Annotated in this window: 21 protein-coding genes; 12 read left to right on the top strand and 9 right to left on the bottom strand. The window is 66.5% G+C overall.

Going from position 1 to position 25,537, the window contains the following annotated elements; translation table 11 throughout:
* Positions 1 to 279: 279 nt before the first annotated feature.
* The 3 genes from CUTER_RS09695 to CUTER_RS09685 form a co-directional block, all read right to left on the bottom strand.
* Positions 280 to 930: a class II aldolase/adducin family protein gene (locus CUTER_RS09695; RefSeq protein ID WP_047260256.1), complete on the bottom strand. Its 651-nt coding sequence runs from the start codon at positions 928 to 930 to the stop codon at positions 280 to 282.
* A 134-nt stretch (positions 931 to 1,064) separates the two neighbouring features.
* The gene (locus CUTER_RS11140) at positions 1,065 to 2,246 is read right to left on the bottom strand and encodes an alpha/beta hydrolase (protein ID WP_052844109.1); all 1,182 of its coding nucleotides are present in this window, start codon (positions 2,244 to 2,246) and stop codon (positions 1,065 to 1,067) included.
* On the bottom strand, positions 2,243 to 2,506 hold the full coding sequence (locus tag CUTER_RS09685) for a hypothetical protein (protein ID WP_047260255.1): 264 nt from the start codon (positions 2,504 to 2,506) through the stop codon (positions 2,243 to 2,245). Before CUTER_RS09685 ends, CUTER_RS11140 begins: the two co-directional genes overlap by 4 nt.
* A 91-nt stretch (positions 2,507 to 2,597) precedes the next feature.
* On the opposite strand from CUTER_RS09685, the gene CUTER_RS09680 reads away from it, so the two are divergent.
* Positions 2,598 to 3,416: a carbon-nitrogen hydrolase family protein gene (locus CUTER_RS09680; RefSeq protein WP_047260254.1), complete on the top strand. Its 819-nt coding sequence runs from the start codon at positions 2,598 to 2,600 to the stop codon at positions 3,414 to 3,416.
* Positions 3,417 to 3,459: 43 nt separating this feature from the next.
* On the opposite strand, the gene CUTER_RS09675 is transcribed toward CUTER_RS09680, so the two are convergent.
* The 3 genes from CUTER_RS09675 to CUTER_RS09665 all read right to left on the bottom strand — a co-directional run bounded on the left by CUTER_RS09675 (position 3,460) and on the right by CUTER_RS09665 (position 6,799).
* The gene (locus tag CUTER_RS09675; RefSeq protein WP_144412306.1) at positions 3,460 to 3,693 is read right to left on the bottom strand and encodes a hypothetical protein; all 234 of its coding nucleotides are present in this window, start codon (positions 3,691 to 3,693) and stop codon (positions 3,460 to 3,462) included.
* A gap of 832 nt (positions 3,694 to 4,525) precedes the next feature.
* Positions 4,526 to 5,710 (bottom strand): hypothetical protein, encoded by a 1,185-nt coding sequence (locus tag CUTER_RS09670; RefSeq protein ID WP_047260252.1) that lies wholly within the window; start codon positions 5,708 to 5,710, stop codon positions 4,526 to 4,528.
* Between the two features lie 15 nt (positions 5,711 to 5,725).
* Complete coding sequence (locus CUTER_RS09665) at positions 5,726 to 6,799, bottom strand: LLM class flavin-dependent oxidoreductase (protein ID WP_047260251.1); 1,074 nt, start codon at positions 6,797 to 6,799, stop codon at positions 5,726 to 5,728.
* Between the two features lie 129 nt (positions 6,800 to 6,928).
* Here CUTER_RS09665 and CUTER_RS09660 point away from each other — a divergent pair, with 129 nt between their 5' ends.
* Both CUTER_RS09660 and CUTER_RS09655 read left to right on the top strand, forming a co-directional pair.
* Positions 6,929 to 8,272 (top strand): sodium/glutamate symporter, encoded by a 1,344-nt coding sequence (locus tag CUTER_RS09660; protein WP_047260754.1) that lies wholly within the window; start codon positions 6,929 to 6,931, stop codon positions 8,270 to 8,272.
* Between the two features lie 4 nt (positions 8,273 to 8,276).
* Entirely contained in the window at positions 8,277 to 9,707 is a 1,431-nt protein-coding gene (locus tag CUTER_RS09655; protein WP_047260250.1) for a DHA2 family efflux MFS transporter permease subunit, read from the top strand.
* A gap of 6 nt (positions 9,708 to 9,713) precedes the next feature.
* Here the strand turns inward: CUTER_RS09655 and CUTER_RS09650 are convergent, their stop codons facing one another.
* The gene (locus tag CUTER_RS09650) at positions 9,714 to 10,274 is read right to left on the bottom strand and encodes a histidine phosphatase family protein (RefSeq protein ID WP_047260249.1); all 561 of its coding nucleotides are present in this window, start codon (positions 10,272 to 10,274) and stop codon (positions 9,714 to 9,716) included.
* Positions 10,275 to 10,426: 152 nt separating this feature from the next.
* On the opposite strand from CUTER_RS09650, the gene clpB reads away from it, so the two are divergent.
* The 9 genes from clpB to CUTER_RS09605 all read left to right on the top strand — a co-directional run bounded on the left by clpB (position 10,427) and on the right by CUTER_RS09605 (position 22,249).
* A complete protein-coding gene (gene clpB / locus CUTER_RS09645; RefSeq protein WP_047260248.1) occupies positions 10,427 to 13,102 on the top strand; it encodes an ATP-dependent chaperone ClpB in 2,676 nt (891 codons plus the stop codon).
* A 765-nt stretch (positions 13,103 to 13,867) separates the two neighbouring features.
* On the top strand, positions 13,868 to 14,836 hold the full coding sequence (locus CUTER_RS09640) for a type IV toxin-antitoxin system AbiEi family antitoxin domain-containing protein (protein WP_047260247.1): 969 nt from the start codon (positions 13,868 to 13,870) through the stop codon (positions 14,834 to 14,836).
* 43 nt (positions 14,837 to 14,879) lie between these two features.
* A complete protein-coding gene (locus CUTER_RS09635; protein ID WP_047260246.1) occupies positions 14,880 to 15,722 on the top strand; it encodes a sulfurtransferase in 843 nt (280 codons plus the stop codon).
* Positions 15,723 to 15,758: 36 nt separating this feature from the next.
* Positions 15,759 to 17,309 (top strand): hypothetical protein, encoded by a 1,551-nt coding sequence (locus CUTER_RS11910; protein ID WP_236684710.1) that lies wholly within the window; start codon positions 15,759 to 15,761, stop codon positions 17,307 to 17,309.
* 2 nt (positions 17,310 to 17,311) lie between these two features.
* Positions 17,312 to 17,845: an orotate phosphoribosyltransferase gene (pyrE, locus tag CUTER_RS09625; RefSeq protein WP_047260245.1), complete on the top strand. Its 534-nt coding sequence runs from the start codon at positions 17,312 to 17,314 to the stop codon at positions 17,843 to 17,845.
* Positions 17,826 to 18,506, top strand: coding sequence for a TrmH family RNA methyltransferase (locus tag CUTER_RS09620; RefSeq protein ID WP_047260244.1), 681 nt, complete (start codon positions 17,826 to 17,828; stop codon positions 18,504 to 18,506). Before pyrE ends, CUTER_RS09620 begins: the two co-directional genes overlap by 20 nt.
* A gap of 67 nt (positions 18,507 to 18,573) precedes the next feature.
* The gene (locus tag CUTER_RS09615) at positions 18,574 to 19,782 is read left to right on the top strand and encodes a glycoside hydrolase family 76 protein (protein WP_047260243.1); all 1,209 of its coding nucleotides are present in this window, start codon (positions 18,574 to 18,576) and stop codon (positions 19,780 to 19,782) included.
* A gap of 98 nt (positions 19,783 to 19,880) precedes the next feature.
* The gene (gene fbaA / locus CUTER_RS09610; RefSeq protein WP_047260242.1) at positions 19,881 to 20,915 is read left to right on the top strand and encodes a class II fructose-bisphosphate aldolase; all 1,035 of its coding nucleotides are present in this window, start codon (positions 19,881 to 19,883) and stop codon (positions 20,913 to 20,915) included.
* Positions 20,916 to 21,082: 167 nt separating this feature from the next.
* On the top strand, positions 21,083 to 22,249 hold the full coding sequence (locus tag CUTER_RS09605; RefSeq protein ID WP_047260241.1) for an FUSC family protein: 1,167 nt from the start codon (positions 21,083 to 21,085) through the stop codon (positions 22,247 to 22,249).
* 1,143 nt (positions 22,250 to 23,392) lie between these two features.
* Here the strand turns inward: CUTER_RS09605 and CUTER_RS09600 are convergent.
* Positions 23,393 to 24,268, bottom strand: coding sequence for a PRC and DUF2382 domain-containing protein (locus CUTER_RS09600; protein ID WP_047260240.1), 876 nt, complete (start codon positions 24,266 to 24,268; stop codon positions 23,393 to 23,395).
* Positions 24,269 to 24,604: 336 nt separating this feature from the next.
* Complete coding sequence (locus CUTER_RS09595; protein WP_047260239.1) at positions 24,605 to 25,528, bottom strand: hypothetical protein; 924 nt, start codon at positions 25,526 to 25,528, stop codon at positions 24,605 to 24,607.
* Positions 25,529 to 25,537 lie beyond the last annotated feature (9 nt).

Genomic DNA, 25,537 nt, shown 5'->3' with positions numbered 1-25,537 from the left:
TTTGATCCAGCGGCACTGAATGTTTGCGCTAACACGTAGGTTAAGCCATCTTTGGGTGCTGCGTGGCCGGTTCGGGGTCTGTGAAACTGGCGGCGAATGAAAAGTCCTGGTCGCGGCGACAGCTGGCGGTTGCTGGATCTAGGAGACCTCGCTGGAGGGTGTAGTCAATCCACCCATTTGGGGGGTTGAGCGGGAATGGAGAAGATCGTTAGCGTCCGTATGGCTCAAAAAATCGCCAGCTCCCTAATGGGAGCTGGCGATCCGCTCGTCAAGGGGGCGCTAGGCCTTTACGGGCTGGCCGTAGGTAGCCATGGCGCTCCGGCAGTCCGCAACCTGCTCTGAGGTGAGCAAGCGAGGGGTCCCGGCGGACCTGGCGAGGAGCCAGACTTGTGCCGTCCATTCAATGGTGAGTGCCTTGGTGTAGGCTTCCGCAAGGTCTTTACCTGCGGCAACGGAACCGTGGTTGCCGAGGAGGCAGCCGGTGTGGTTCCTGAGTGCTTCCTCGACGCGGTCAGCCAAAAGCTGGCTGCCATAACGGGCGTATTCGGTGACGGGCAGGGCTCCTCCCATCGGGGCGGTTGCGTAGTGGATCGTGGGTAGTTCGGTGACTCCCTCCATGCTGGCCACCGCAGTGGCATGCGTCGAATGGGTGTGGACTACCGAGTTCAGACCTGTAGTCTCCAGGGCTTGAAGGTGGAGATGGATTTCGCTCGTTGGCTGGTAGTCCCCCTCGACGAGTTCGCCGGTATCCATCTTGACGACGCAGATGTCCTCCGGACGAATGCCGACGTAGGGGAGCCCCGTTGGTGTGAGCGCTACCAAATCGTCGACTCTGATAGAGATGTTTCCGGCTGTACCGACGACGAGTCCATCGGATGCGAAATGCTGACAGTACTCTGCGATTAGGGCACGCTCCTCGGCTAGAAGCATGGCATACCTCCTGTTAGGTGGGAAATTGACTTGGTAGGGTTAAGCGGCTTGCCGCTCCATTGGTCTAGACGGAGGGCCGTTGCTGGACGCTTCCCTCCACCTTTCGGTCTTAGGATAGCGCTAACAACGGGCTTTTAGTTGGCTCCCACCCCCTCGCGACGCAGGAGGTGGTCCCGGTACGCAGCGCGGAACTCCTCGGAGTAGAAGTAATCGGAGTGGTCGCCGTCGTAGGGTGTGTCCCAGACCAGCGCCCCGAACTCAGCCGAGGCTGGATCCACGCCCTGGGCCCCGCCGTGCCTGCTGGTGGCCAGCCCGATCGCGTCGCCTTCAGAGGTGACTGCATGCACTCGGGGTGCGTCCGAGTACAAACGAAACTCCGTCACATCCTTTGCTGGCACTCCCGGGGACCCGATGAGTACGAGGTCGTCGGCATACAGTCCAGAAAGCGCTGCCCGGCTGGCCACGTCCGTGCCGTAGCTGTGCCCGACGACGATCCGTCGCTGCTCCGGGTAGCGGTCGGCCAGCTCGCGCTGGAACCGCGCCAGCTCGTGCCCGCCCACCTTGGCGGGTTCGCGCTGCATTCCCCACAACACCGTCTTCGGGGCACGGTAGCCCAACCACACGACGCCGGCTGAACGCGGGCCGAGGGCATGCGAAAGGTCCCGGGTCTTGTTCACGTGGCCGTCCCAATCCTGCGGTTTGGCGGAGCCGACGCCGGCGATGAACGTGGTCACCGTATCGGCCGATTCCAGGTCGCCGACGACGCCGACGAACCCGCCGTCGTAAACCTCAAGCAGGTGTAGGTCTGGGTGGCGGTCGAGCAGTCCGGCAAGGTCTGCGGACAGGTCGACGGTGTTGGCGGCGTAGATGTCGTCGAGCGTTGCCCCGGACTGTTCGCCGAGCGTTGTGCGAGGTGGGCCCAGGGCAGGGGTGCACTGTCGGAGGATCTCGTCGGCGCATGCCTTATCGAGGCGTTCGCCCAGGAAGGCGAAGGCGCGAGCTGCCTCCCGGGCGACGGGGTCGAAGTCGGCTATGGGCTGGAGCCATTGGATGATGGAGGTGAGCCAGTCGGCGAGGGGGATGACCTTTTCCAGGGTGTCGCGGACGCGATCCACCTGCTCCATGAGGTCGTCGAGGAGGCGCTCGTGGTCCGCAAACGTGTGCCGGAACGCGTCAATGGCCGGGCCGGAGGCGTCGATGAGGACGGCGGCGAGCTCCTCCTCGGCGGCGTCGCGCTCCCGGCGCAGCGCGGCGCCGTACAGCCTTAGGGCCTCGGCCGCGGCGCGGAGCTGCTGTGGGTCGAGGGCCACGCTCATAACGCCCCCTTTAACGCGGCGGCGAGGGCGTCGTCGACGTCGTGGGCGCGGGTGAGCACGGTGTGGAGGTCGGTGAGCAGGGTGGACGCGGAACCGGCGTAGCCCCGCACGTGGTCGTCCCACAGCGCTCGGGCCTGCGTGAGAGCGGCGGAGGTGGCCGGGGCGTCGAGGGTAGTGGCGGGGCTGGCGGAGAAACGGTTACGGTCGATGGCCAGACGGGAGCGCAGGATGGTGGTGTCTGAGAAGCGAAGCAGCGTCATGCCAGTGAGCCTGGCACGCGGCCGCAGCTGTGCGCTCAACCAGCGGCGACGGGCTGTGGAGAACGACCAGTTATCCACATAGACTTGCCCCATGAAGTTCGCAGCCGTGCAATGGACGTCAGGATCTGATACTGAGGACAACGCCCGCCGCCTAGGCGAACTTGTCCGGGAGGCGGCCGACGCGGGGGCGGACGTCGTCGTCGCGCCCGAGGCCTCCAGCCAGGCGTTCGGTACAGGCCGGCTCGATACCCAGGCGCAAGGCCTCGACGGGCCCTTCGCCACCGGGTTGCGCGAGCTCGCCGAGGAACTGGGCGTCCTCATCGTCGCCGGGATGTTCCTGCCGGCGGACACCGTCGAACGCGACGGCAAGCGCATCAACCGAGTGGATAACGCCGCGCTCATTACGGGCCGCGGCCACCACCTGGCCTACCGAAAAATCCACACCTACGACGCGTTTTCCTACCGGGAGTCCGACACCGTCCGGCCGGGGTGCGACGACGTCATCGTCGACGTCGACGGGCTCAAACTCGGCCTAGCGATCTGCTACGACGTGCGCTTTCCCGAGCACTTCGTTCGGCTCGCGCGCGCCGGCGCCGAGGTCATGGTGCTGCCAGCCAGTTGGGCGGGCGGGCCCGGCAAGCTCGACGCCTGGCGGACCCTCGTCACCGCGCGGGCGCTGGATTCGGTCAGCTACGTCGTCGCCGCGGATCAAGCCCGTCTGGGCACTTCCGCCCACGCGGGCGATAAGGAAGACACCGGGCCGACGGGGATCGGGCACTCCATGATCGTCGACCCCACCGGGGCTGTCCGCGCCGAGGCCGGCGCCGAACCGACCATCATCTACGCCGACGTCAGTGCGGACCTCGTAGCCGAGACCCGCGCAGCGTTGCCGGTACTCGACGCCCGCTAGCCTCGTGATGGCCGCCACGCGTGGACAACGAAAAACGCACTCGCTAGCGCCGCGAATCCCGGCCGCGACGCCATGAGAGAAACGCTAGGACGAAGAACGGCGAAGTCTGAAGCAGCGCCGCCGCTATCTTCAGCGCCGCTGACGTCGACGTGGGGTGAGGCCCACACCACAGTATGGCCAGAGGAATCGTGGTGAGTGCGACGAAAATGTACGCGTAGCCGGCGAAGCGAGTAAGCGACGGATCCAGGTAGGCGGTGTCTTTGTTCCGGGCCTTCATAGAGAAAAGTAAACCTATGAGTGAAATACTCGCCAGCAGGTAGAAAGTACCGCGGTATTCCCACTGCGAAATGCAGTAGCTGCCAGCTAGGTAGGCGAAGAGGCTGCAGCCCGTCATTAGTGCGTAGCGAACCGGAGTTGCAGTCCGCTCACCCTGAGCGTTTGAAGTATTGGCTTTTGTATTAGGCGTACTCATTACCGGTCCCCCGGATAGCGTACCCGGCACACCATCCCACGGCGCCTCCGGTCAATCCCGGTGAGCGAGACGCTGATGGCAAGATTTAGTAAAACCCGCTTCTTCATGAAATGTTCCTTGGGGTGTGGGAAGTGAATTGGGGTGACCCTCAGCCCTTTGCGGTTGAGTGAGGGTTGAGGTGAAACGTGGTGGTGTCGTGTTTCCTAGATTTCGCGCTGCAGTGCCACGGGTATGTGCCCGCAGGTCGGGCGGATTGAGCCCGGTGAGTGGTGAAACTCTGGGCGTTAGGAAAGGCCTCGTTCTCCCGGGAATGGGTGTGGCTGCCGGGGGTGCTCTCGTAATCTTAAAGGTCATACCGTAATTCCCTCCGTGTCGTGGTAGCGAAATTCGCCGCTAGCCTCAGACTAAGCGGGGACGGCATGCCCGGTCTAGTCTTGGATGGAAAGATGAACCTTGAGAACCGAAACTATTTTTTAACCTTGATTCCCGCGAGGCGCTGTGTTAAGCCCTGGGCTACTTGGTTGGGGCCTAGACGAGGCCTGAGGTTGACCTCAGGCCCAAACACCGCAGGGAGCCCAGTGAGGAAGCGAAACCACACCACAAGCCAGGACGTGCTTTGTGGCTACGTTACTGGCGCCTACCGCGCGAGGAAGTCGTCGTCGCGGGTGGTGATGCGCTCCGGCGCCACCCCGGCGCCGACGAGTTCCTCGCAGGTGGCCTGTACCTTCTCGGCGGCGCCGAGCACGATGATCTGATCCGCCCGCAGCTGCGCCCTGCCCAGCGTCGACACCGCCGACCCGTGGTGCGCGCCCACCTCCGCGGCCGTCGTGCGGGCCACGCCAGGCCGGGGTACCAGCCAAGCGTCGGCGTCGTGGGCGACGCAGGCGTCGAGGGTGAGCCACGTCGAGTGTGCGGCGAGGGCGCGCAGCGATGGCGGGTTGATGAGCTCGCCCGGGTATTCCGCCGTGGCGACGAGGTGGACCTGGGGGCGCCTGGCGGCGTCGACGAGGCTGAAGACGAGCGCGTGGGCCGCGGCCAGGCCTGTGCCGTGGGCGATGATGGTCAGGCTGGTCGCGGCCGGGTCGAGGCGCAGCGACGCGTGCGCGCCGCCGAGGATCCACTGCTCGTCGATCCGCGCCGCAGCCAGGCTGGCGACGGCGTCGAACCCGTCGGTGGCGTCGACGTAGAACTCCACGCTGCTGCCTAAGTTGGCGGGGGTCGTCGGGGTGAGGGAATGCCACAATCCCGCGAGGTAAGGGGCGGTGACGTAGATAGCCTGCCCCGGCTCGTAGACGAGCTCTGGGGTGCAGCGCAACCTTACGACGCTTAGCCGGGAGCTGATCCGGTTGACGTCCTCCACGGCGGCGTGGTGAATGGCGGGAACTCCGGCGTCGTCGGCCTTCTGCGCGGCGCGCTGCATGTACCGCGCGCACGTGTCCAAGGCCAGGGTGGCGGCAAACATCTGTGACGGAAGAATGTTCACCTCGCCGAAGTGGACGTAGGCAAGATCCTTCAGTGCTGTGGTGATGGCCTCGGCGTAGCTGGAGTACGCCGACGGTGCGAAACCGAAGCGTCGATTGACGAGCGCGAGGCGCTGGAGGCGATCGAGGACCTCGGACGGGACGTGGCCGTCGATCCCGCACCGCTCCAACGCCCACGCAATGACCTCCGGAAGCCCGTCATGGGCCTGCGTGGCGTGCAGCCCGAAGAGCTGGCGGGCCTGGAACTCGGCGGCGAAGAAACCAGTCAGCGTCCGGGATCGAAACTCGTCGGGAAAGGAGCGGATGGCGTCGGCAACCGAGGCGAGAGTCAGGCCAGTCATGGCCTCTATTGTGCCCTAGTTGGCGGGATTCATCGGGTAACCCGTGACGGGACCCGCCGTATTCGGCTGCCAGCCCAGCGCCGGAGCGACGTGTTCGGCAAAGTTTCGCAGGATTCGCACGTTGGTCTCCACCCCTAGCTGATTGGGGATGGTGAGCAGCAGGGTGTCCGCGGCGGCGATGGCGGGGTCCTCACGCAACTGGTCGATGAGCTCGTCGGGGGCGGCGGCGTAGGAGCGGCCGAAGGTTACCTGGCGGCCCTCGCCCAGGGAACCGATCTGGTCCGAGCTAGTGGCGGTGGGGCCGAACAGCGCGCGGTCGGCGTCGGTGAGCAGCGGGAAGATGGACCGGGAGATGGACACCCGGGGCGTCCAGGCGTGGCCGGCGCGTGCCCATTCCGCCCGGAACTCCTCGATTTGTTCCGCTTGAACCTCGCCGAGGGTACGGCCGTCGGCCTCTGACACGAGGGTGGAGGACATGAGGTTGACGCCGTCGCGGGCGGCCTGCCGAGCGCTGCTATGGGTTCCCGAGCCCCAGAAGATGTTCTTGCGCAACTCGGAGGAGTGCGGGAAGACGGGGAGGGCGGTACCGGGGTGGTACATCCGCGGGTACTGCTTGTCGAGGTCGTCGGCGACGGCCATCCCGTGGCCGTCGATGGCCTGCAGGAACTGCTCGAAGTGGCTGCGGGCGAGGTCGGCGCCATTGTCGCTACCCTCATAGCCGAAGGCTTCCCAGCCCTTCTGTGCGGGCTCGGGTGATCCCCGGGAGACGCCGAGGGCTACTCGGCCGTCCGCGAGGAGGTCGAGGGCAGCGGCCTCCTCGGCGAGGTGCAGTGGGTTCTCGTAGCGCATGTCGATAACACCGGTGCCGACCTCAATATGCTTGGTGGAACCCGCGATGGCGCCGAGCAGCGGCATGGGCGAGGCCGCCTGCGGAGCGAAGTGGTGGACGCGGAACGACGCGTTGTTGACGCCGATGGCGTCCGCTTCCCGGGCGATGGCGAGGTGGTCCTTGAGCACCTGAGCAGCCGAAGGGCCATTCTGGCCGGGGACTGCGTGATGGCCGAAACTTAAAAATCCGAAGGCTTTCATAGGCCTCACAATAGGTGACGTGTCCTCAAACTGCAAGGGTATTAGTGGCAAGGATTATCGTGAGCTGGGACGACGGTTTATTATTCCTTGACATTGGACCTGAAAAACCAAAGAAAGAAGGTGGTCTTCGTGGAGTACACGCCCTTTTCCCTACTCATCGATGTGGGGTGGATCTCAGCACTCATGGTCGTCGGTAACTTCCTGCGCCACCGAGTCCGCGTCTTCCAACAGCTTCTCCTTCCCGCGCCGATCACCGCGGGCTTGATCGGGCTCGTTCTGGGCCCCAGCGTCCTCGGCTGGATCGGCTTCTCCGAAAAGATCGGTTCCTACACCACCATCCTCATCGCCATCGTGTTCGCCTCCATGGCCTACTCGATGGACCTCGGCGGCAGCGTCAGTAAGGGTGCGCGCACCATGTGGAGCTACTCCACGGGCATGTTCATGGGACAGTGGGCCATCTTCACCCTGCTGGGCGTGTACCTCTTCAAGCCCTTCTTTGAGACCGAGGACTGGTTCGGAATGATGCTGCCGGTCGGCTTCGTCGGCGGATTTGGCACGGCTGCCGCCGTCGGCTCCGGGCTGGAGGCCAACGGTGCTGAGGCCGCCGCCTCCCTCGGATTCACCTCCGCCACCATCGGCACCCTCGTGGCCATCATCGGCGGCGTCATCGTGGCGAACTGGGGTATCCGCACCGGCCGCTCCACCGAGCTGACCGGCGAACTGCCCAAGGAGCTGCGCTCCGGCTACATCGCCAACGAGGCCGACCGCCCCTCCATCGGCCGCGCCACGACCAACCCCTCGGCCATCGAGCCGCTGGCGCTGCACGGCGGCTTCGTTGTCTTCACCGTGCTCGTCGCCTACCTGGTCAACCAGTTCATCGCGAACACCTGGGACAACGTCTCCGTCCCGCTCTTCGCCATGTCCTTCGTCATCGGCTTGCTCGGCCGCTTCGGGCTGAACGTCACTGGCCGGCCCAACTACCTCGACCGGGAGACCGTCTCCTCGATCTCCGGCGCGGCCACCGACTACCTCATCGCCTTCGGCATCGCCTCCATCGTCCCGGCGGCGATCGCCAGCTACTGGGTGCCGCTGGTGCTGCTCTTCGTCCTGGGCACGATCTTCTGCGTCATCTTCCTTTTCCTCGTCTCCCCGGTGTACTTCGGTCACCAGTGGCTCGAACGCGGAATCTTCGGCTGGGGCTGGGCCACCGCCGCCCTGGCCACCGGCATCGCGCTGCTCAAGATGGTCGACCCCAAGCTCAAGTCCGGCACGCTCAACGAATACGGCGTCGCCTACGTGGGCTTCGCGCCCTTTGAGATCGGTATGACGATCCTCGCCCCCATCGCCGTTCTCGCCGGCATCACCGCGATTTTCGGGTGGGTGACCTTAGCGATCGCCGTCGCCGTCCTGGGCTCCGCCGTCGTCCTGGGCTGGCTGCCCGGCAAGCAGGCGGCCCGCGAGTTGTCGAGCTAGCACCGTGTCAGCCCAGCCGGACAGGCTCGGCCGGGATGCGATCGGCGCCATCGTCATCATCGTGGCGACGGGTTTTCTCATGATGCTCAACGAGACGAGCATCTCCGTGGCGCTGCCGCGCATCATGGCCGACTTCGCCATCCCCGCCTTCATCGCCCAGTGGCTGCTCACTGCGGTAATGCTCACCATGGCGATCATCTTGCCCGCCACCGGGTGGATGCTCGACCGCTTCACCACCCGGCAGGTGTACCTCTTCTCCATCGTCGTGTTCACCCTCGGCACCGTCGCCGCCGCGCTCGCGCCGAGCTTTCCCCTGGCCCTGGCCGGGCGCGTCGTCCAGGCCGTCGGCACCGCCGTCATCATTCCGCTGAAGATGACGGTGGTCATGACCGTCGTCCCGCCCGCCCGGCGCGGCGCCGTCATGGGAGCGATTGCCGTGGTCATGGCCGTCGGACCCGCGCTCGGCCCGACCTACGCCGGCGCCGTCATGGAGGGGTTCCACTGGCGCATGGTGTTCTGGTTCCTCGTGCCGCCGCTCGCTGTCGTCGGGCTCGTCGCCGCGGTCCGGCTACCGAACGTCGGCACGCGCCGCGACGCCCCGCTCGACGTCGCCTCCCTGGCCCTGTCCGCCGTGGCGTTCGGTGGCCTCGTCTATGGCCTGTCCGGCGTCGGCGCCATCATCGCGGCCGCCCCGGGCGCCGTCGCTGCTCTCGCCGCCCTCGTCCTCGGCTCCGGCGGCCTCGTCCTTTTCGTGCGACGCCAACGAGCCCGCCGCGACGACGGCACCGCCCTGCTCAACCTCGCGCCGCTGCAGGTGCCCGCCTACCGCCTCGCGCTCGTCGCGCTGGTGCTGGTCCAGGCCATGATCCTCGGCGTCGCCAATGCGCTGCCGCTGTACGTGCAGGGTGCCCTGCTGGCCAGCCCGCTCGTCGCCGGGCTCGTGTCCCTGCCCGGCGGGCTCGTCGAGACCTGCCTGTCGCCCGTCGGTGGGTGGCTCTACGACCGTCTCGGCCCCCGGCCGCTCGTCGTCCCGGGGATGGCCGCGATGCTCGTCGCGCTGCTGTGGATGTCCACCGTCACTGCGGACTCCGCCGTCGGCGCGGTCATGGTCATGTACGCGCTGCTCGTCGGCGGCCTCGCTTTCGTCTTCACGCCGCTGATGACGACGGCGCTCGGCGCACTACCCGCCAGCTTGTACTCCCACGGCTCGGCGATCCTCAACACCGTCTTGCAGCTCGCCGCGGCCGCCGGCACCGCCGTGCTCATCGCCGTCTACGCGCAGTCCTCCGCGGCCGGGGGACACGCCCCGTCGGCGCAGGCCGACGGTGCCGGCCACGCCTTCGCCCTTGGCGCCGCGATGATCGCTGTGGCCCTCGTCGTGGCGATCGCGCTGCGACGCCCCGCGCCGGCGCTGGACACCGTCGACCCGCGGTAGGCCCCGCTAGGCGTTCCAGCGCAGCAGCGCCGGAACCCCCTTGTAATCCCCGAGGACGCTGAGGTGCCCGGTCTCCAGGGGCATCGCCGCGCCCATGGTCATGGGCAGGCCGAGCCACCGCGTCGTCAGTGCGCGCAGGGAATGCCCGTGCGCGAAGACGATGACGCGCTGCTCGCCGGAGGCGCGCACCGTGTCGATGAAGCGGTCGAGCCGGGCGCTGACCTCGTCGACGCTCTCGCCCTCCGGCGCCCCGTGGCTCCAAATCTTCCAGCCCGGGCTCAGCGCGGCGATCTCCGCGGGGGTCTTGCCCTCGTACTGCCCGTAATCCCATTCGCGCAGGTCCTCGTCGACGACGGCGTCGCCGAAGCCGGCGAGCTCCGCCGTGTGCCGCGCGCGCAGCCGGGGTGAGGTGAAGGCGAGCCCGAAGTCCTCCCGCTTGAGCTGCCCATTGAGGCTGAGGGCCTGCTCGACGCCGCGTTCCGTGAGGTCGAGGTCCGTGAATGATGTGTGACGGCCGGTGCGGGACCAGTCGGTCTCGCCGTGGCGGACTAGGAAGAGCTCAGTCATGGCCCATATCTTAACGACGGGCGGGCGTCAGGGCAGCGGGAGGCGAAGTTGAGTCGAGGGCGCTCAAAAAATTTTGGGTTTAGTGGAACAGACTCAACTTTAGGATCGTTAGAAGGAGTAGAAAGACAGATAAAGACAGAAAGGCAGAGCCCATGAGCTCCTTCAATCCCACCACCAAGACCCAGGAGGCGTTGCAGCAGGCGCTGCAGCAGGCCTCCGCGAAGGGCAACCCGGACATTCGGCCCGCCCACCTGCTGGCCGCTATCTTGAGCCAAGCCGATGGCATTGCCGCCCCGGTTCTCAAGGCGACGGGCGTCGACCCCGACACCGTCGCCGCCGAGGCCCGCGAGCTCGTCGACGGATACCCGTCGGCGTCGGGCTCCGGCATGGCCAACCCGAACTTTAACCGCGAAGCCCTCACCGCGCTCAACGCCGCCCAGGAACTGGCTGGGGAGCTCGGCGACGAGTACGTCTCCACCGAGGTGCTGCTGGCTGCCATCGCCCGCGGGGAGGACGACGCGGCCAAGCTGCTCACTAAGCGCGGCGCCACCTACGACGCGATCAAGGGCGCCTTCCAGTCCGTGCGCGGCTCCAAGAAGGTCACCACCCAGGACCCGGAGGGGCAGTTCCAGGCGCTGGAGAAGTACGCCACTGACCTCACCGCCCGCGCCCGGGAAGGCAAGATTGACCCGGTGATTGGCCGCGACGCGGAGATCCGACGGGTGGTTCAGGTGCTCTCCCGGCGCACGAAGAACAACCCGGTGCTCATCGGCGAGCCGGGCGTCGGCAAGACGTCCATCGTGGAAGGGCTGGCTCGACGCATCGTAGCCGGCGACGTTCCCGAATCGCTCAAGGGCAAGACACTCATGTCCCTAGACCTCGGGTCCATGGTCGCCGGCGCTAAGTACCGCGGCGAGTTCGAGGAACGCCTCAAGGCCGTCCTCGACGACATTAAGGGCTCCGACGGGCAGATCATCACGTTCATCGACGAGCTGCACACCATCGTCGGCGCCGGGGCGTCCGGTGAGGGCGCCATGGACGCGGGCAATATGATTAAGCCGTTGCTCGCCCGCGGTGAGCTGCGCCTCGTCGGCGCTACCACCCTCGACGAGTACCGCAAGTACATCGAGAAGGACGCCGCCCTGGAGCGCCGCTTCCAGCAGGTATACGTCGGCGAACCCACCGTCGAGGACACCATCGGCATCCTCCGCGGACTCAAGGAGCGCTACGAGGTGCACCACGGCGTGCGCATCCAGGACTCCGCGCTCGTCGCCGCCTCGGAACTGTCCAACCGGTACATCACCAATCGCTTCCTGCCGGATAAGGCCATCGACCTCGTCGACGAGGCCGGCTCCCGCCTGCGCATGGAGATCGACTCCTCGCCGCAGGAAATCGACGAACTGGAGCGCGTCGTCCGTCGCATGGAGATCGAGGAAATCGCGCTCGCGAAGGAGACCGACGCCGCCTCCGTCGAACGCCTCGCCGAACTACGCGCCACCCTCGCCGACGAAAAGGAAAAGCTCGGCGAACTTAAGGCCCGCTGGGCCAACGAAAAGGCCGCCATCGATGACGTCCAAGCCGCCAAGGAAGAGCTGGAGAAGCTGCGCAACGAGTCCGAGATCGCCGAACGCGACGGCGACTACGCCCGCGCCTCCGAGCTGCGCTACGGCCGCATCCCCGAACTGGAGAAGCGCGTCGCCACTGCCGAGGAAGAAGCAGCCCAGCGCAGCGGCGCCCACATGGTCTCCGAGGAGGTCACGCCCGAAACCATCGCCGAGGTGGTCTCCGCCTGGACCGGCATCCCCGCCGGCAAGATGATGCAGGGCGAAACCGAAAAACTGCTGCGTATGGAGGAGATGCTCGGCGAACGCGTCGTCGGGCAGCGCGCCGCCGTCGAGGCCGTCTCCGACGCCGTCCGCCGATCCCGCGCCGGCATCGCCGACCCCAACCGGCCCACCGGATCTTTCCTCTTCCTCGGGCCGACCGGCGTCGGAAAGACCGAGCTCGCCAAGGCCCTCGCCGAATTCCTCTTCGACGACGACCGTGCCATGGTCCGCATCGACATGTCCGAATACGGCGAAAAGCACTCCGTCGCCCGGCTCGTCGGCGCGCCTCCCGGATACGTGGGCTACGACGCCGGCGGCCAGCTCACCGAAGCCGTCCGACGCCGCCCCTACACCCTCGTCCTCTTCGACGAGGTGGAAAAAGCCCACTCCGACGTCTTCGACATCCTCCTGCAGGTCCTCGACGACGGCCGCCTCACCGACGGCCAAGGCCGCACCGTCGATTTCCGCAACACCGTCATCATCCTCACCTCCAACCTCGGGGCCGGCGGCACCCACGAGCAGATGATGGACGCCGTCAAGCGAGCCTTCAAACCCGAGTTCATCAACCGGCTCGACGACGTCGTCGTCTTCGACGCCCTCTCGCCCGAACTTCTCCGCGGCATCGTTGACATTCAGCTGCGTGACCTCGGCGCCCGGCTCTCCGGCCGACGCCTCGGCCTCAGCGTCACCGACGCCGCCAAGGGCTGGCTCGCCGACCGCGGCTACGACCCGGCCTACGGTGCCCGACCCCTGCGCCGACTCATCCAACAGGCCATCGGCGACCCGCTCGCCAAGAAGCTGCTGGCCGGCGAGATCCGTGACGGGGACCTCGTCGCCGTCGATGTGGAGGGCGACGACGGTGCTGGTGGTGCTGGTGCTGGTTCCGGTGCCGGTGGTGCTGGTGGGGCTGGTGCTGGTGGGGCTGGTGCTGGTGCTGGTGCTGGTGCTGGTGCCGGTGCTGGTGCTGCGCGGCTGGTGATCAGCTCGGTTTCGGGCAACTAGCTGACAGTTCCTGCTACCCCGGTACGCCATTCTGCGGCGTACCGGGGTTTCGTCTGTGTCGGGACTTGAGAGTGGGAGCGGTTTCAGGGGGCTTTGGGTGTGTCGTTGGGGTGCCGGAGTGTGGGGTGCGGCGGTGGTTGGGCGGTGTGCGGCACCCCTTAGGTGCGGTGAGGGGTTCTTGGCGGGACGACGCCTCCGCGGTGGTGGGGATGGTGAGGCGGGTGGGTGTTGGGTGGGTGCGGGCGCAGGTGGTGCCTGGCGTCTGTTGGCTTTGAATGGCTTTGTGTGTGTCGTTGGGGTGCCGGAGTGTGGGGCGAGGCGGTGGTTGGGCGGTGTGCGGCACCCCTTAGGGGCGGTGAGGGGTTCTTGGCGGGACGACGCCTCCGCGGTGGTGGGGATGGCGAGGCGGGTGGGTGTTGGGTGGGTGCGGGCGCAGGTGGTGCCTGGCGCCTGTTGGCTTTGAATGGCTTTGTGTGTGTCGTTGGGGTGCCGGAGTGTGGGGTGCGGCGGTGGTTGGGCGGTGTGCGGCACCCCTTAGGTGCGGTGAGGGGTTCTTGGCGGGACGACGCCTCCGCGGTGGTGGGGATGGCGAGGTGGGTGGGTGCGGGCGCAGGTGGTGCCCCGGTTTACGGCCAACTTCAACGAGGAAGTCTCGCCACAACCTGGTTGAAAAGCAGCTTCGTGGAAGCTTCTCTACGCCCCAAACAGAACGCATGTTCTAACTGCTGGTCAGTCGTGTCATCCCCGGGAGATAGGATGCGAAGCATGTCGGGGAAATACAAGAAGTCCCAGCACAGAGGGCTTAAGTTGGCCATCACGACGGCTGAGTTGAGGAGTCGAGGGTGGAACGGTCGCCAGATTGCGAAGGCCGTCAGCGAGGGTAAGCTCTTTCGTCTTTACAAGGGGGTCTATGTCGCTCAACGGCCGACAGGGAGGGTTGTGTTGAAAGCCCTGAGCGAGGTAAAGGGCCACGTTTATGCGGCAGGGCGGACGGCCGTCGAGCTGTATCTTGGGCAGGAACCATCACTGCCGGTAAACGTGGTGGTCGCGCGTGGGCGGTCGCTACCGCATAGCCCATACGTTCACGCGCGCCGGTCGCGGAACACGCGATGGCATTACGCCGGTGACGGGGAGAAATTCCCAGCGCAGCCGATGCTCAGAGCACTCGACGAGGCTCTCGCCGCTGGTGAGGATCGGATTCTCAAGAAGCTGGAAACGCTGTTCAAAGGAAAACGGGGTAGGGAGCTTCTGCGGAGGGAATTTCGCCGGGCCGGACGGGTCAGCGCCCGTCTACGGAGGCTGATCGGCATGGCGTCGATCGGGGCTGACAGTGAGCTGGAGCGGGAGGTTTTTCGGCCTTTGCGGGCGGATGGCCTCAAGGTGCAACAGAACTACTGGTTGGGAGGGTACCGGTTTGACGGCCTCGTGGGGCAGAGGGTGCTCTTGGAGGTCGATTCGTACGATTACCACCACGCCAACGACCCGAAGAGGGAGACGTACGACACGTTCATCAGGGATCGCTTCAAGGCGAACCTCGCGCAGCGTCTTGGGTACGTGGTGTTGCGGTTTAGCGACGCCGACGTGAGGTTCCACCTTGGTGCCGTCCTGCGGGTGGTGAAGGATACGGTTCGGACGATGGACCACCGGCCGGTGGGAGCGGCGACCTTGCAGCCGGAGGAGCAGAAGCAGGTGTGGAATTGGCATTTCGGTATCAGGCAGTACGCGAATGCGTAGGCGCTGGCCAGCGACCGGGCGGGTTTCGTCATACGATGTGGACATGACTAAGAAGCGGTCAAACTTCATCAATGCGGCAGATATCTCGGACGCAGTCTACCTGGGCAAGGCCTACACGATCGTGGCGTCGATGTGGGAGAGCGGGCCTCGGGGCGGCTACGTTCGCTACTCCTCGGAACATATCCCAACCTCGTTCTTCTGCGACCCGCAGTCGACGCTCTCTGGCGTTCCCGGTTCGGAAGCGGGGCGCAACCCGTTGCCTGACACCGCGGATGTGGAGGAAGCTCTCCACCGGTGGGGAGTGCGCGAGGGGCGCCCGGTCGTCGTGTATGACCAGGGCCCAGGCCTGTTTGCGGGCCGTGCCTGGTGGGTTCTTCGGTGGGCGGGCCTTCCGGACGTGCGCATCCTCAACGGCGGCCTTGCGGAGTGGGACCGGTTGGAGTATCCGATCATTGGCGGTCCGGGCAATATTGCTTTCGGTGGTGACCAGGAGGCGACGTTCGGGTCGATGCCGACGGCGTCCATCGACGATGTCCGGAACTTCGACGGGATTCTGGTCGACACGCGGCAGCCGAACCGTTTCGCGGGCCGGCGTGAAGGACTGGATCTTAAGGCAGGTCACATCCCTGGTGCGGTCAACGTACCGATGGAGGATCTCGTCGATAAGCGTCGCGTCGTCCTCTCGCCGGAAGCGATCCGTGAGCGTTTCGCTCGCGTCGGCGTGACCAGCGCCGAGGACGTCATTGTCTACTCGGGTTCGGGGTTGCACTCGTCGTACGTCATTGCTGCGATGGAATACGCAGGAATGGGAGTCCCGGCGCACTTCGTCGAAGGGTGGTCCCTGTGGGCAGCGGATCCCGCCAACCCCGTCGAGCGCGGTGACTAGGACTCAGGCCAGCGCTGGAGACTAAGGTTTTTGGCGATGGAGTACTTATTCTTTGTGATTGCGGCGTTGGCAGGGTGTGCGGCGGCGGCACTGCTGGTGATCGATGCGCGGCGACGCTCCGCCCAGCCGACCAAGCCAACAGGGCAGACCAAGCCAACAGGGCCGACCTCTCGGCAGGGTGGGCGTACGGCGCGACGTCCCGCCCAGAGCCGCCCGGTCGAGGAGCCCAACGAGGCGCCGGAGCCAGTGCTTGACCAGGCCCCGAGTTTGATACCGAGTCGAGCGCGTCGTCGTCCGGTTGAGGCGAGAAAGACTCCGAAGCGATCGGCGGCCGACGCCGACGCCGGTGACAGGCAAGGGCGTAAGGACCCGGCCGGGCCGGCCCTGGCCAGGGAAGGGGCGGAAGAGGCGGCGCCGCCAGCCGTGTCGGCGCAGGTAGAGGCGTCGGACGGCCCGGACAGCGTCTCGGCGCCAGCGAGAGTGTCGCAGGCTGTTGAGCGGCCGGTTGGCCCGGCACCGCAGGTGGCGGCATCGCGCGGTGAGGAGCGTTCGACCCCGGAACCTAGCCCGGAACCGAGCAAGGAACAGCGCCCCGAACGGCGCCCGGAGCCGCGGCCGTCGGCCCACCGCACGTCGGGTCTGAGTTTTAGGAACTCGTCGCGTCGGGAGCGCCGGGCGTGGGCGGAGGCCCATGGGTTCGAGTTCGCGCGCCGCGACCATTACCTGGTTGGGGAATGGTCGCGCGGGGCGGCGTCGAGTGGCGTTCAGGCCCGCGATGTGGTCAGCGGCTGGGCCTACAACCATGAGTTAGTGCTTATGGATCTGGGTGGTGTTAACGTCATGGCGATGCGCACCGGGGCGGTGTCTGGTGTTGTGGTGGACTTCCGTCGGGTTGGCGCTGAGGTGGCGGAGGCCCCGTCGTCGGACCTGCATCCGCTCGGCGAGGTGGCGGGTTTTGAGGTCTTCGCGACGTCGACGGGCGCTGCGCAGCGCCTCCTCGATGTCCGAGTACGGACCGCCCTGGAGAATTTCCCGCCCGAGGTCACTGCGGCGTGGATGGAGTCCGAGTGGGTGTTGGCGCAGACGCAGAAGCAGACGAATGCGTCGCACTGGGATGCGATGGTGGCGCCGTTGGCGCTGTTGGCCGACGCGGCCCGCGTTCTTCCGCCGCGCTCTGAGGTTGGGCTGCGGTTGCCGCTGGAGGATTTGCCTCCGACGCGGCAGATGTCTGACCGGCAGGCGACTGCGGACGTCGAGGTGGAGGGCGCGCCGGTGGGCGTCGACGCGGCTACGCCGGGCCAGCCGACGCTCAGCGTCGTGCCCGATCCGACCCCGGCCGAGGAGGTGCCGCCGATGGTGCGCACGGGGGAGCCCGCTGAGCTGCCGTCGCGGGGCCTGCCGCAGGCTCGTGGGGTGGTGGAGCAGCGGTCGGTGGGCGCGGATGATGTCGACGCCATCGCGGACGGGGCGCCGCCGCGTCGACGCTCCGATGGGACGTGGGTGCAGCGCCACCTCGACGGCCATTCGGCGATCTTCAGCGACGCCGAGGCAGACAAGACCGATGACGATCACGAGGAAGGGAAGTAGAGATGACTCCGAAAGAGGAGCTAGCCGAGCTGGTCAAGGAACTGGCGATTGTGCATGGAAAGGTGACGCTGTCGTCCGGGAAGGAGGCGGATTACTACGTTGACCTGCGCCGGGCGACGTTGCATCACCGGGCGTCGCGGCTCATCGGCGCGCTGCTGCGGGAGCTCACCGAGGATTGGGATTATGCCGCGGTGGGCGGGCTGACGCTGGGGGCAGACCCGGTCGCGACGTCGATCATGCACGCCGATGGGCGCGCCATCGATGCGTTCGTCGTACGCAAGGAGGCGAAGAAGCACGGTATGCAGCGCCGGATCGAGGGCGCGGACGTCGAAGGCGCGAAAGTGCTGGTGGTGGAGGACACCACGACGACGGGCAACTCGCCGCTGACCGCCGTCGCGGCGCTGCGGGAGGCTGGCGCTGAGGTGGTTGGCGTGGCGACGGTCGTCGATCGAGCCACCGGGGCCGCCGACGCCATCCGCGCCGAAGGGCTGGAATACCGGTACGTGCTCGGCCTGGATGACCTGGGCCTTGCGTAGCGAGACCAGCCCGGGCCCGACGGAGTGGGGCGAAGGCCGCCACGGCGTCGGCCCGTGGACGCAGGAGCATCCTGGCGAGCCGCTGCCCGATGGCGTCCACCTGGACCCGGAGCTGTTGGCGCAGGGGGATCGACGTAACGTCGTTGACGCGTACCGCTACTGGCGGCGTGAGGCCATCGTCGCCGACATCGATCGTCGACGCCACCCGCTGCACATCGCCATCGAGAATTTCGAGAACGACGCCAACATCGGGACCGTCGTGCGCACCGCGAATGCGTTTGCGGTGGCGGCGGTACACATTGTGGGGCGTCGGCGCTGGAACCGGCGGGGCGCGATGGTCACCGACCGCTATCAGCATCTCGAGCACCATGACAGCGTCGACGCGCTGCTGGCATGGGCGCGAGCAGAAGGCCTGACCGTGGTGGCGGTGGATAACACGCCGGGCGCCGTGGCCCTGGAGACCGCCGAACTCCCGCGGGACTGCCTGCTGCTATTCGGGCAGGAAGGTCCGGGGGTGAGCGCGTCGGCACAGGCCGGTGCGACGATGACGGTGTCCATCGCACAGTTCGGGTCAACGCGGTCCATCAACGTCGGAGTGGCTGCGGGTATAGCGATGCACGCATGGATTCGGCAGCACGCTAACCTTTCGAACAGTTGGTAACTTCCGTGTCGGGGTAAACCGATAGGGTTAACTGAAACGGTATTTCCTCAAGGATGAACGGGTAACAGTGCACGAGAAATGGGCTCACCGCTCCGGCCTGGCGAAAACAGCGATCAGCGACCGGCATGCTGCGAGATTGTGGCGGCTGCCGGCGTCGAACCTGGCTGTCGTGAGCTGGCCGCCGGTGTTCAAGGAGCGCGTCTTCATCAATTGGCACTACTGGTGGCAGGCGCACTATATCGATTGCCTCGTCGACGCTGCTCTGCGCGATCCGAGCAACGATAACCGGCAGACCATCGTGCGGACCCTGCGGGGCATCCGGCTCCGCAACGGCAAGTTCACTCGGAATCGCTACTACGACGATAAGGCGTGGCTGGCGCTTGCGCTGGGCCGCGCCGTGGAGCTGCCGAAGTTCCCTGCTCACCGCTTCCAGTCCGCGCTGAAGGACCTAGAGCTCAACATCATCGCCGGCATTGACAGCGTCACTGGTGTCCTGCCGTGGCGGGTTGGCGAGACGTTTTTCAACGTGCCGTCGAACGGCCCCGGGGCCATCATGCTCGCCCGGTCTGGCCGGCTCGACCAGGCGGTGAGCATTACTGACTGGATTTTCGACAACCTCATCAACGACGACGGCCTGGTCATGGACGGCATTCGGATGCGCATGGACGGGCCGGAGATCGTGCGCACCATCCACCCCTACAACCAAGGCACGGCCATGGCGGCATGTCTAGAAGTGGCGCTGGAGCTGCGTAAACGCGCCGGGTTCGGATACGAAGAGGGCGTCGCGGGCATCGACGACGCCGAGCGTATCGACGAATCGATGCGCTTTATCACCCGCATCCGTGAGCTGGTCCAGGCCGTGGCGGTCCACATGGCGACGCCGGCGGGAGTCATCGACTGGGAGACCGGCGACGGCGACGGCGGACTCTTCAAGGGCATCCTCGTGCGTTATCTCGCCGACGTGGCGGTGCGGCTGCCGGCGGACTCGCCGGTCAACCGCGCGGCAAAGAAGCTGGCCGCGCGGCTGGTGCTCGCATCCGCGGAGAGTGTGTGGAACCACCGGCTGGAGGTGGACGGATTACCGATCTTCCCGACCGATTGGACCGCCGACGCGCACCTGCCGCACAACTATGGCCTCGGGCCGACGAGTTTTGGCGAAGCTGTGGGCGTCATCCGTATCGCGGAGCGGGATCTGTCCGTGCAATTGTCCGGATGGATGCTCCTTGAGGCAGCGGCCCGCGTCGCCAAACACCGAGGTGAAGCCGCACAAAAGTAGGTGTGCACCCCTAATCTGTCCGATCAGTAGCAGGAAGGGCCTGCCAAGGGGCATACTGAGTGGTGGACCAACTCCCACTATTTGGAGGATTTTTACCGATGCCCATCGCAACCCCCGATGTCTACAACCAGATGCTGGACACGGCTAAGAAGGAAGGCTTCGCCTTCCCGGCCATCAACTGCACCTCGTCGGAGTCCATCAACGCCGCCCTCAAGGGCTTTGCCGAGGCCGAGTCCGACGGAATCATCCAGTTCTCTACCGGCGGTGCCGCCTTCGGCTCGGGCTTGGCCGTGAAGAACATGGTCGCCGGCGCGCAGGCTCTGGCCGCCTTCGCCCACGAGGCTGCGAAGAACTACGGCATCAACGTCGCCCTGCACACCGACCACTGCCAGAAGGAGGTGCTCGATGACTACGTTCGCCCGCTCATCGCCATCTCCCAGGAGCGCGTCAACCGTGGTGAGCTGCCGCTGTTCCAGTCCCACATGTGGGACGGATCGGCCATCCCGATCGACGAGAACCTCGAGATCGCCCAGGAGCTGCTCGCCAAGGCTCACGCCGCGAACATCATCCTTGAGGTCGAGATCGGCGTCGTCGGCGGCGAAGAGGACGGCGTCGAGGCCAAGGCCGGCGCCAACCTGTACACCTCCGAAGAGGACTTCGAGAAGACCATCGACGCGATCGGCACCGGCGAAAACGGCCGCTACCTGCTGGCCGCCACCTTCGGCAACGTCCACGGCGTCTACAAGCCGGGCAACGTCAAGCTGCGCCCCGAGGTCCTCAAGATGGGCCAGGAAGCCGCAGTCAAGAAGCTCGGCCTCGCCGCCGGCTCCCAGCCCTTCGACTTCGTCTTCCACGGCGGCTCCGGCTCCGAGAAGGAGAAGATCGAGGAGGCCCTGACCTACGGCGTCATCAAGATGAACGTCGACACCGACACTCAGTACGCCTTCACGCGCCCGATCGTCGGCCACATGTTCAGCAACTACGACGGCGTCCTCAAGGTCGACGGCGAGGTCGGCAACAAGAAGGCCTACGACCCGCGTTCCTACATGAAGAAGGCCGAGCAGGGCATGTCCGAGCGCGTCGTTGAGGCCTGCCAGGACCTGCACTCCGTCGGCAAGTCCGTCTCCAAGTAAGACGCCTCTCTGGTCGAAAGGCCAGCTGGCCTTATGGCCTCGTCAGCTTTTTGACCAGCGCCAATGGCCCCTCAAAGGCCTGCTCTCCGCGGCCGCTCGATTTTCTCGGGCGGCCGCGGTGCCGCTTTTACCGAACTAGGGTGGTCGCTATGGCGAAAATGGCGAGAATGGCGATATACCCAACCCAGACCCGCGAGCGGCTCCGCAGCCTCGAAAGTTCCTTACAATCCCGGCTCGACCGCATCCGCAAGCGCGCCCTGTCCATCCTGCAGGTGTCCGTCGCCGCCGGCATCGCCTTCTGGGCAGCTCAAGAACTCTTCGCCCACGAGCGCCCCTTCTTCGCCCCCATCTCGGTGATTATCGTCGTCGGCTTCTCCGACGGCGAGCGCATCCACCGCGCCCTCGACATGTCCCTCGGGTGCGTGCTCGGCGTATTGGTCGGCGACCTGCTGTTCCTCAGCCTCGGGGACGAGCCTTGGCAGATAGCAGTCATGATCGCCGTCGCCATGACCGTCGCGTCCTTCTTCTCAAAGTCCGGCCTGGTCTCCAACCAGGTGGCAATCGGCACGGTCCTCATCGCCACGATCATGCCGCCCGGCAGCGAGATGACCGGCGTCGACCGTACCCTCGACGCCCTGGTCGGCTCCACCATCGGCCTGCTCACCGTGGCGCTGATCCCATCGTCGGCTCTAGCCGGGGTGCGCCACGAGCTCGCCCGCGTGCTCTACCTCGCCAGCTCCGTGCTCGGCGACGTCGCCGACGGCCTCCGAACCGGCGACGCCGAGCGCATCCAACACGCCCTCGAGGAAGTCCGCGGGTCCCAGCAGCGCATCAACGCCCTCATTGCCGCGGCAAAGCAGAGCCGCGAAGCGTCGTCCCTGTCGCCGCTGATGTGGGGGTCGCGGCGACACCAGCGCTCCATCCAGCGCATGCTCAACCCCGTCGACATGAGCGTCCGCACCGTCCGCGTCCTCGCCCGACGCGCCCACATCCTCACCGCCGACCGCGACACCGCCACCCCCGCACAAATCGCCATGATCGACGAGCTCAGCGGCATCACCCAAGACCTTGCCGACCTCTTCGAAGCCAAATCCGACCTCCACCAAGCGACGGAAATCCCCGAACTGGTCCGCAAACTCCGGCGCCTCGGAGCCGCCGCCAGCATGGACATCGCCGGCGACAAGCCCGTCCTGTCCAACTACGTGATCCTCGCCCAAACGAGGTCGCTCGTGGTTGATCTGCTCCAAGTCTGCGGCATGTCCAGGGACTCCGCCGCGGCGGTGCTCGTCCCGACATCCGACACTCCCGCGCTGCCGCCCGACCTTACCGACTAGGCCACGAGCGCCGAGGGTCCGGGTTCCGCGGTGCGGGGGCTGGGGTGGGTGGTGCTGGATGCGGTGCTGGGCCTGTGTTTGGTCCCCGGGGTGTGCGGTTGGGGTGCCAGTTGCGGGGACGACGGGAGGTTGGCTTGGGTTGCGGCACCCCTTAGGCACCGGCGGGGTGGCGGCAGGTCTCGTTGAGGCAGGGTGGTGCAGGTCGGGGCGGTGGTCCGCCGAGGTCGGTGGCGTTGCCGGTGTGCGTTTGGTCCCCGGGGTGTGCGGTTGGGGTGCCAGTTGCGGGGACGACGGAAGGTTGGCTTGGGTTGCGGCACCCCTTAGACACCGGCGTGGTGGTGGCGGGCTTCGTCGAGGCAGGGTGGTGCAGGTCGGGGCGGTGGGCCGCCGGGGTCGGTGGCGTTGCCGGTGTGCGGTTGGTCCCCGGGCTGTGCGGTTGGGGTGCCAGTTGCGGGGACGACGGACGGTTGGCTTGTGTTGCGGCACCCCTTAGACACCGGCGTGGTGGTGGCAGGCCTCGTCGAGGCCGAGTGGTGCCGGCGCCTGTGCTTGGGGCCCAGGGTGTGCGATTGGGGTGCCAGTCGCGGCGACGACGGGAGGTTGGCTTGGGTTGCGGCACCCCTTAGACACCGGCGGGGCGGTGGCAGGCCTCGTCGAGGCAGGGTGGTGCAGGTCGGGGCGGTGGTCCGCCGGGGTCGGTGGCGTTGCCGGCGGGGTGGCCGGCCCGGGGTGTGCGGTTGGGGTGCCAGTTGCGGGGACGACGGGAGGTTGGCTTGGGTTGCGGCACCCCTTAGACACCGGCGTGGTGGTGGCAGGCCTCGTCGAGGCCGAGTGGCGCCGTTCAGGGCGGTGGTCCGCCGGGGTCGGTGGCGTTGCCGGTGTGCGGTTGGGGCCCGGGGTGTGCGGTTGGGGTGCTGGTCGCGGGGACGACGGGAGGTTGGCTTGGGTTGCGGCACCCCTTAGACACCGGCAGAGCGCCGACACCGGCCGGGGACCAGTAGGGCACCGGCGTGGCGCCAAGGAAGCACCGAAGAAGGCTCAGATACGAAGAAACACCGCAACCAGGGAGGTTGCGGTGGATCGAGGCACCGAACTGACGGGACCGGGCTCGCCGGCGAAGGGGGCTGTCAGTTCGGGAAGCGGTTAGCGCTCGTTGGCGAGGCCGTCGGCCTCAAGGCGCTCCTTGGCGACCTCTTCGGAGACGGTGTGGGTGTCCTCGACGGTGGTCTTATTGAGGGAGACCTTCTCGACCGGGACGGTTTCCTTGGAGACGACCACCCGCTCCTCGTGGACGATGACGGAGGCTTCCTCTTCGCCGATGGTGCCGTTGTAGTTGGCGGCCTCTTCCGCGGAGATCGGGGTGCGCTCGACGGTAACCTCCTCGCGCTGGACCGGGACCTCGATGGTCTCGGTGTCGGTCACGACGTGCTTGCGGAGCTTAACCTCGCCGGTGGCCTGGCGCTCCTTGGAGACGTTCAGTCGCTCCTCGGAGAGGATGAGCTCGTCGGCCTCGGCGGCCGGGGCCTCGGCGGCCGGGGCGGCAGCGGCGTGCTTCGGAGCGGTCTCGGCTACGTGGTCGACCTGAGCGGTCTCGGCTACGTGGTCGACCTCAACGGTCTCGTCAGCGTCGGCAACGCCGGCACCAGCAACACCGGCAACGCCGGCACCAGCAACACCAGCGTCGCCGTAGAAGGCGTGGTCCTCGACGGCTTCAACGCCGTAGTGGCGGTAGAGCTGGGCCTGCTCGTCGTCGGACAGGTGAGCGTCGGCGTCGACGTTGGGGGCGTCCTTGATGCGGTCCTTCTCGAAGGCGAGCTTGAGCTGGTCGCCGTCGATGTCGTGGCCGCGCAGCGGAACGAGGGAGGAGTTCATGCCGAACAGGCCGTGGTTGACCTCGACGAAGTCGGGCTGGCCGGAGGCGTCGTTGATGTAGACCTCGTTGACCTTCCCGAGCTTGTCGCCGTTGACGTCGTAAGCGGTGGCTTCGAGCAGTTCGCGGATCTCGTGGTTGGTAGCCATGATGTAAGTTTCCTTTCGCTTTGGTGACATTAGGTGGTCGGGGACGTGTCCTGCCGACCAACGCTTTCGACGCTAGCGAGCGGCCCGGGGGTTTGTCTTTCTGCGGCGTCGGTGGGCGAAAACTTGGACCGGCGTCCGGCGGAGAGGCCTTGCCAGGGCCTGGAAGTGCTGTTAGGGCTCGAGGTGGTCTGAAGGAAGGCGGAAAAGCCCCAGCGCATCCACGTAATAGTGTCGCGTCCACAAAATGGTCGGAAGGTAAAAAGCGACATCAGACATTCGTCAGCGCGTTACAGGGCGAAATCGCTAAGGTAACAACTCGATTACCTGTGATATTTGTCACATTGCGGGACCGAGTGCGGCCTGGAGGTCTCGAAGGTGTCGGTAAAACGTCACGCGTTTGACGGGACGACGCCCCGGAACGCCGTCGATCGTCACCCGCATACGGTTGCCCGCAGCCTGCACGGCCCGCCCGGTGAGTAGCGAGTCGGCGTCGAGCCCGCCGGGACGCACCGTCACAAAGCCGGTGAGCCACCGCAGCGCGCGGACGTTGTGCAGGGCCTGGGCGCGTTCGGGTGCTAGCCGCCATCCGCCGGAGGGTGCCTCGACAGGTGTGGTCAGGCGCATCGCGGCGATGCCGGGCGCATCTGGAGTCGGCGCAAGCTTCGCCCCAAACACCCCGAAGAACCTCTCCGCATCAGGCCGGGTTTGGCGGGCGACGAGGCGGGCGTCGTCGACGATGATCTCGCCTTCGAAACCGCCACCGTCGTCGGCGGTGATCGTGGCGGAGCCGAGAACGGCGAGTCCGGCATCGTTGCGGATCGTCGCCAGTGGGGTGGCCGGGGTGGTGAGCGCAATGCGAGCGAGCGACGTCGACGGCAGACCGCTCAGGCCCCACGCGGCAGTCACGGTGGAGGGCTGCGTCGGCACGTAGGCGAGCGTCGCCCACAAGTAGTCGCCGCGCATCATGCGGGTGGCCACGGCGGATAGGGCGGCGTCGCTGCCTACAACTATCACCCGCAGCTCCTCGGCGGGGTGCTGCGGCGGGCGGGCCGGCGCGCCGAGGTGGGAGACGTCGGGCTGGGCGGAAATGGCGTCGAGGCTGGGTGTCGGGTCGTACGGGAGCACCTCGTGGGCGGCGGCGTCGAGGGCGCGCAGTTCGTCGCGGGTAGGCACCGCGGAGGCTTCGACGATGGTCGCGACCTGGTCGGTGAGCGAGGCGGGAAGCGGGGCCGAAGCGCAACGGATGATGACGATCCTCATAGGGGGATT

The sequence above is a fragment of the Corynebacterium uterequi genome, from assembly GCF_001021065.1.
Classification (GTDB): Bacteria; Actinomycetota; Actinomycetes; order Mycobacteriales; family Mycobacteriaceae; genus Corynebacterium; species Corynebacterium uterequi.
The sequence above is the reverse complement of the archived record's forward strand: the minus strand, read 5'-3'. Positions and strand labels throughout refer to the sequence as shown.

Bases quoted from the DNA above. Each gene is read 5' to 3' on its own strand.
- CUTER_RS09695 (WP_047260256.1), bottom strand. From the start codon at position 930: ATGCTTCTAGCCGAGGAGCGTGCCCTAATCGCAGAGTACTGTCAGCAT.
- CUTER_RS11140 (WP_052844109.1), bottom strand. From the start codon at position 2,246: ATGAGCGTGGCCCTCGACCCACAGCAGCTCCGCGCCGCGGCCGAGGCC.
- CUTER_RS09685 (WP_047260255.1), bottom strand. From the start codon at position 2,506: ATGACGCTGCTTCGCTTCTCAGACACCACCATCCTGCGCTCCCGTCTG.
- CUTER_RS09680 (WP_047260254.1), top strand. From the start codon at position 2,598: ATGAAGTTCGCAGCCGTGCAATGGACGTCAGGATCTGATACTGAGGAC.
- CUTER_RS09675 (WP_144412306.1), bottom strand. From the start codon at position 3,693: ATGAAGGCCCGGAACAAAGACACCGCCTACCTGGATCCGTCGCTTACT.
- CUTER_RS09670 (WP_047260252.1), bottom strand. From the start codon at position 5,710: ATGACTGGCCTGACTCTCGCCTCGGTTGCCGACGCCATCCGCTCCTTT.
- CUTER_RS09665 (WP_047260251.1), bottom strand. From the start codon at position 6,799: ATGAAAGCCTTCGGATTTTTAAGTTTCGGCCATCACGCAGTCCCCGGC.
- CUTER_RS09650 (WP_047260249.1), bottom strand. From the start codon at position 10,274: ATGACTGAGCTCTTCCTAGTCCGCCACGGCGAGACCGACTGGTCCCGC.
- clpB (WP_047260248.1), top strand. From the start codon at position 10,427: ATGAGCTCCTTCAATCCCACCACCAAGACCCAGGAGGCGTTGCAGCAG.
- CUTER_RS09640 (WP_047260247.1), top strand. From the start codon at position 13,868: ATGTCGGGGAAATACAAGAAGTCCCAGCACAGAGGGCTTAAGTTGGCC.
- CUTER_RS09635 (WP_047260246.1), top strand. From the start codon at position 14,880: ATGACTAAGAAGCGGTCAAACTTCATCAATGCGGCAGATATCTCGGAC.
- CUTER_RS11910 (WP_236684710.1), top strand. From the start codon at position 15,759: ATGGAGTACTTATTCTTTGTGATTGCGGCGTTGGCAGGGTGTGCGGCG.
- pyrE (WP_047260245.1), top strand. From the start codon at position 17,312: ATGACTCCGAAAGAGGAGCTAGCCGAGCTGGTCAAGGAACTGGCGATT.
- CUTER_RS09620 (WP_047260244.1), top strand. From the start codon at position 17,826: ATGACCTGGGCCTTGCGTAGCGAGACCAGCCCGGGCCCGACGGAGTGG.
- fbaA (WP_047260242.1), top strand. From the start codon at position 19,881: ATGCCCATCGCAACCCCCGATGTCTACAACCAGATGCTGGACACGGCT.
- CUTER_RS09605 (WP_047260241.1), top strand. From the start codon at position 21,083: ATGGCGATATACCCAACCCAGACCCGCGAGCGGCTCCGCAGCCTCGAA.
- CUTER_RS09600 (WP_047260240.1), bottom strand. From the start codon at position 24,268: ATGGCTACCAACCACGAGATCCGCGAACTGCTCGAAGCCACCGCTTAC.
- CUTER_RS09595 (WP_047260239.1), bottom strand. From the start codon at position 25,528: ATGAGGATCGTCATCATCCGTTGCGCTTCGGCCCCGCTTCCCGCCTCG.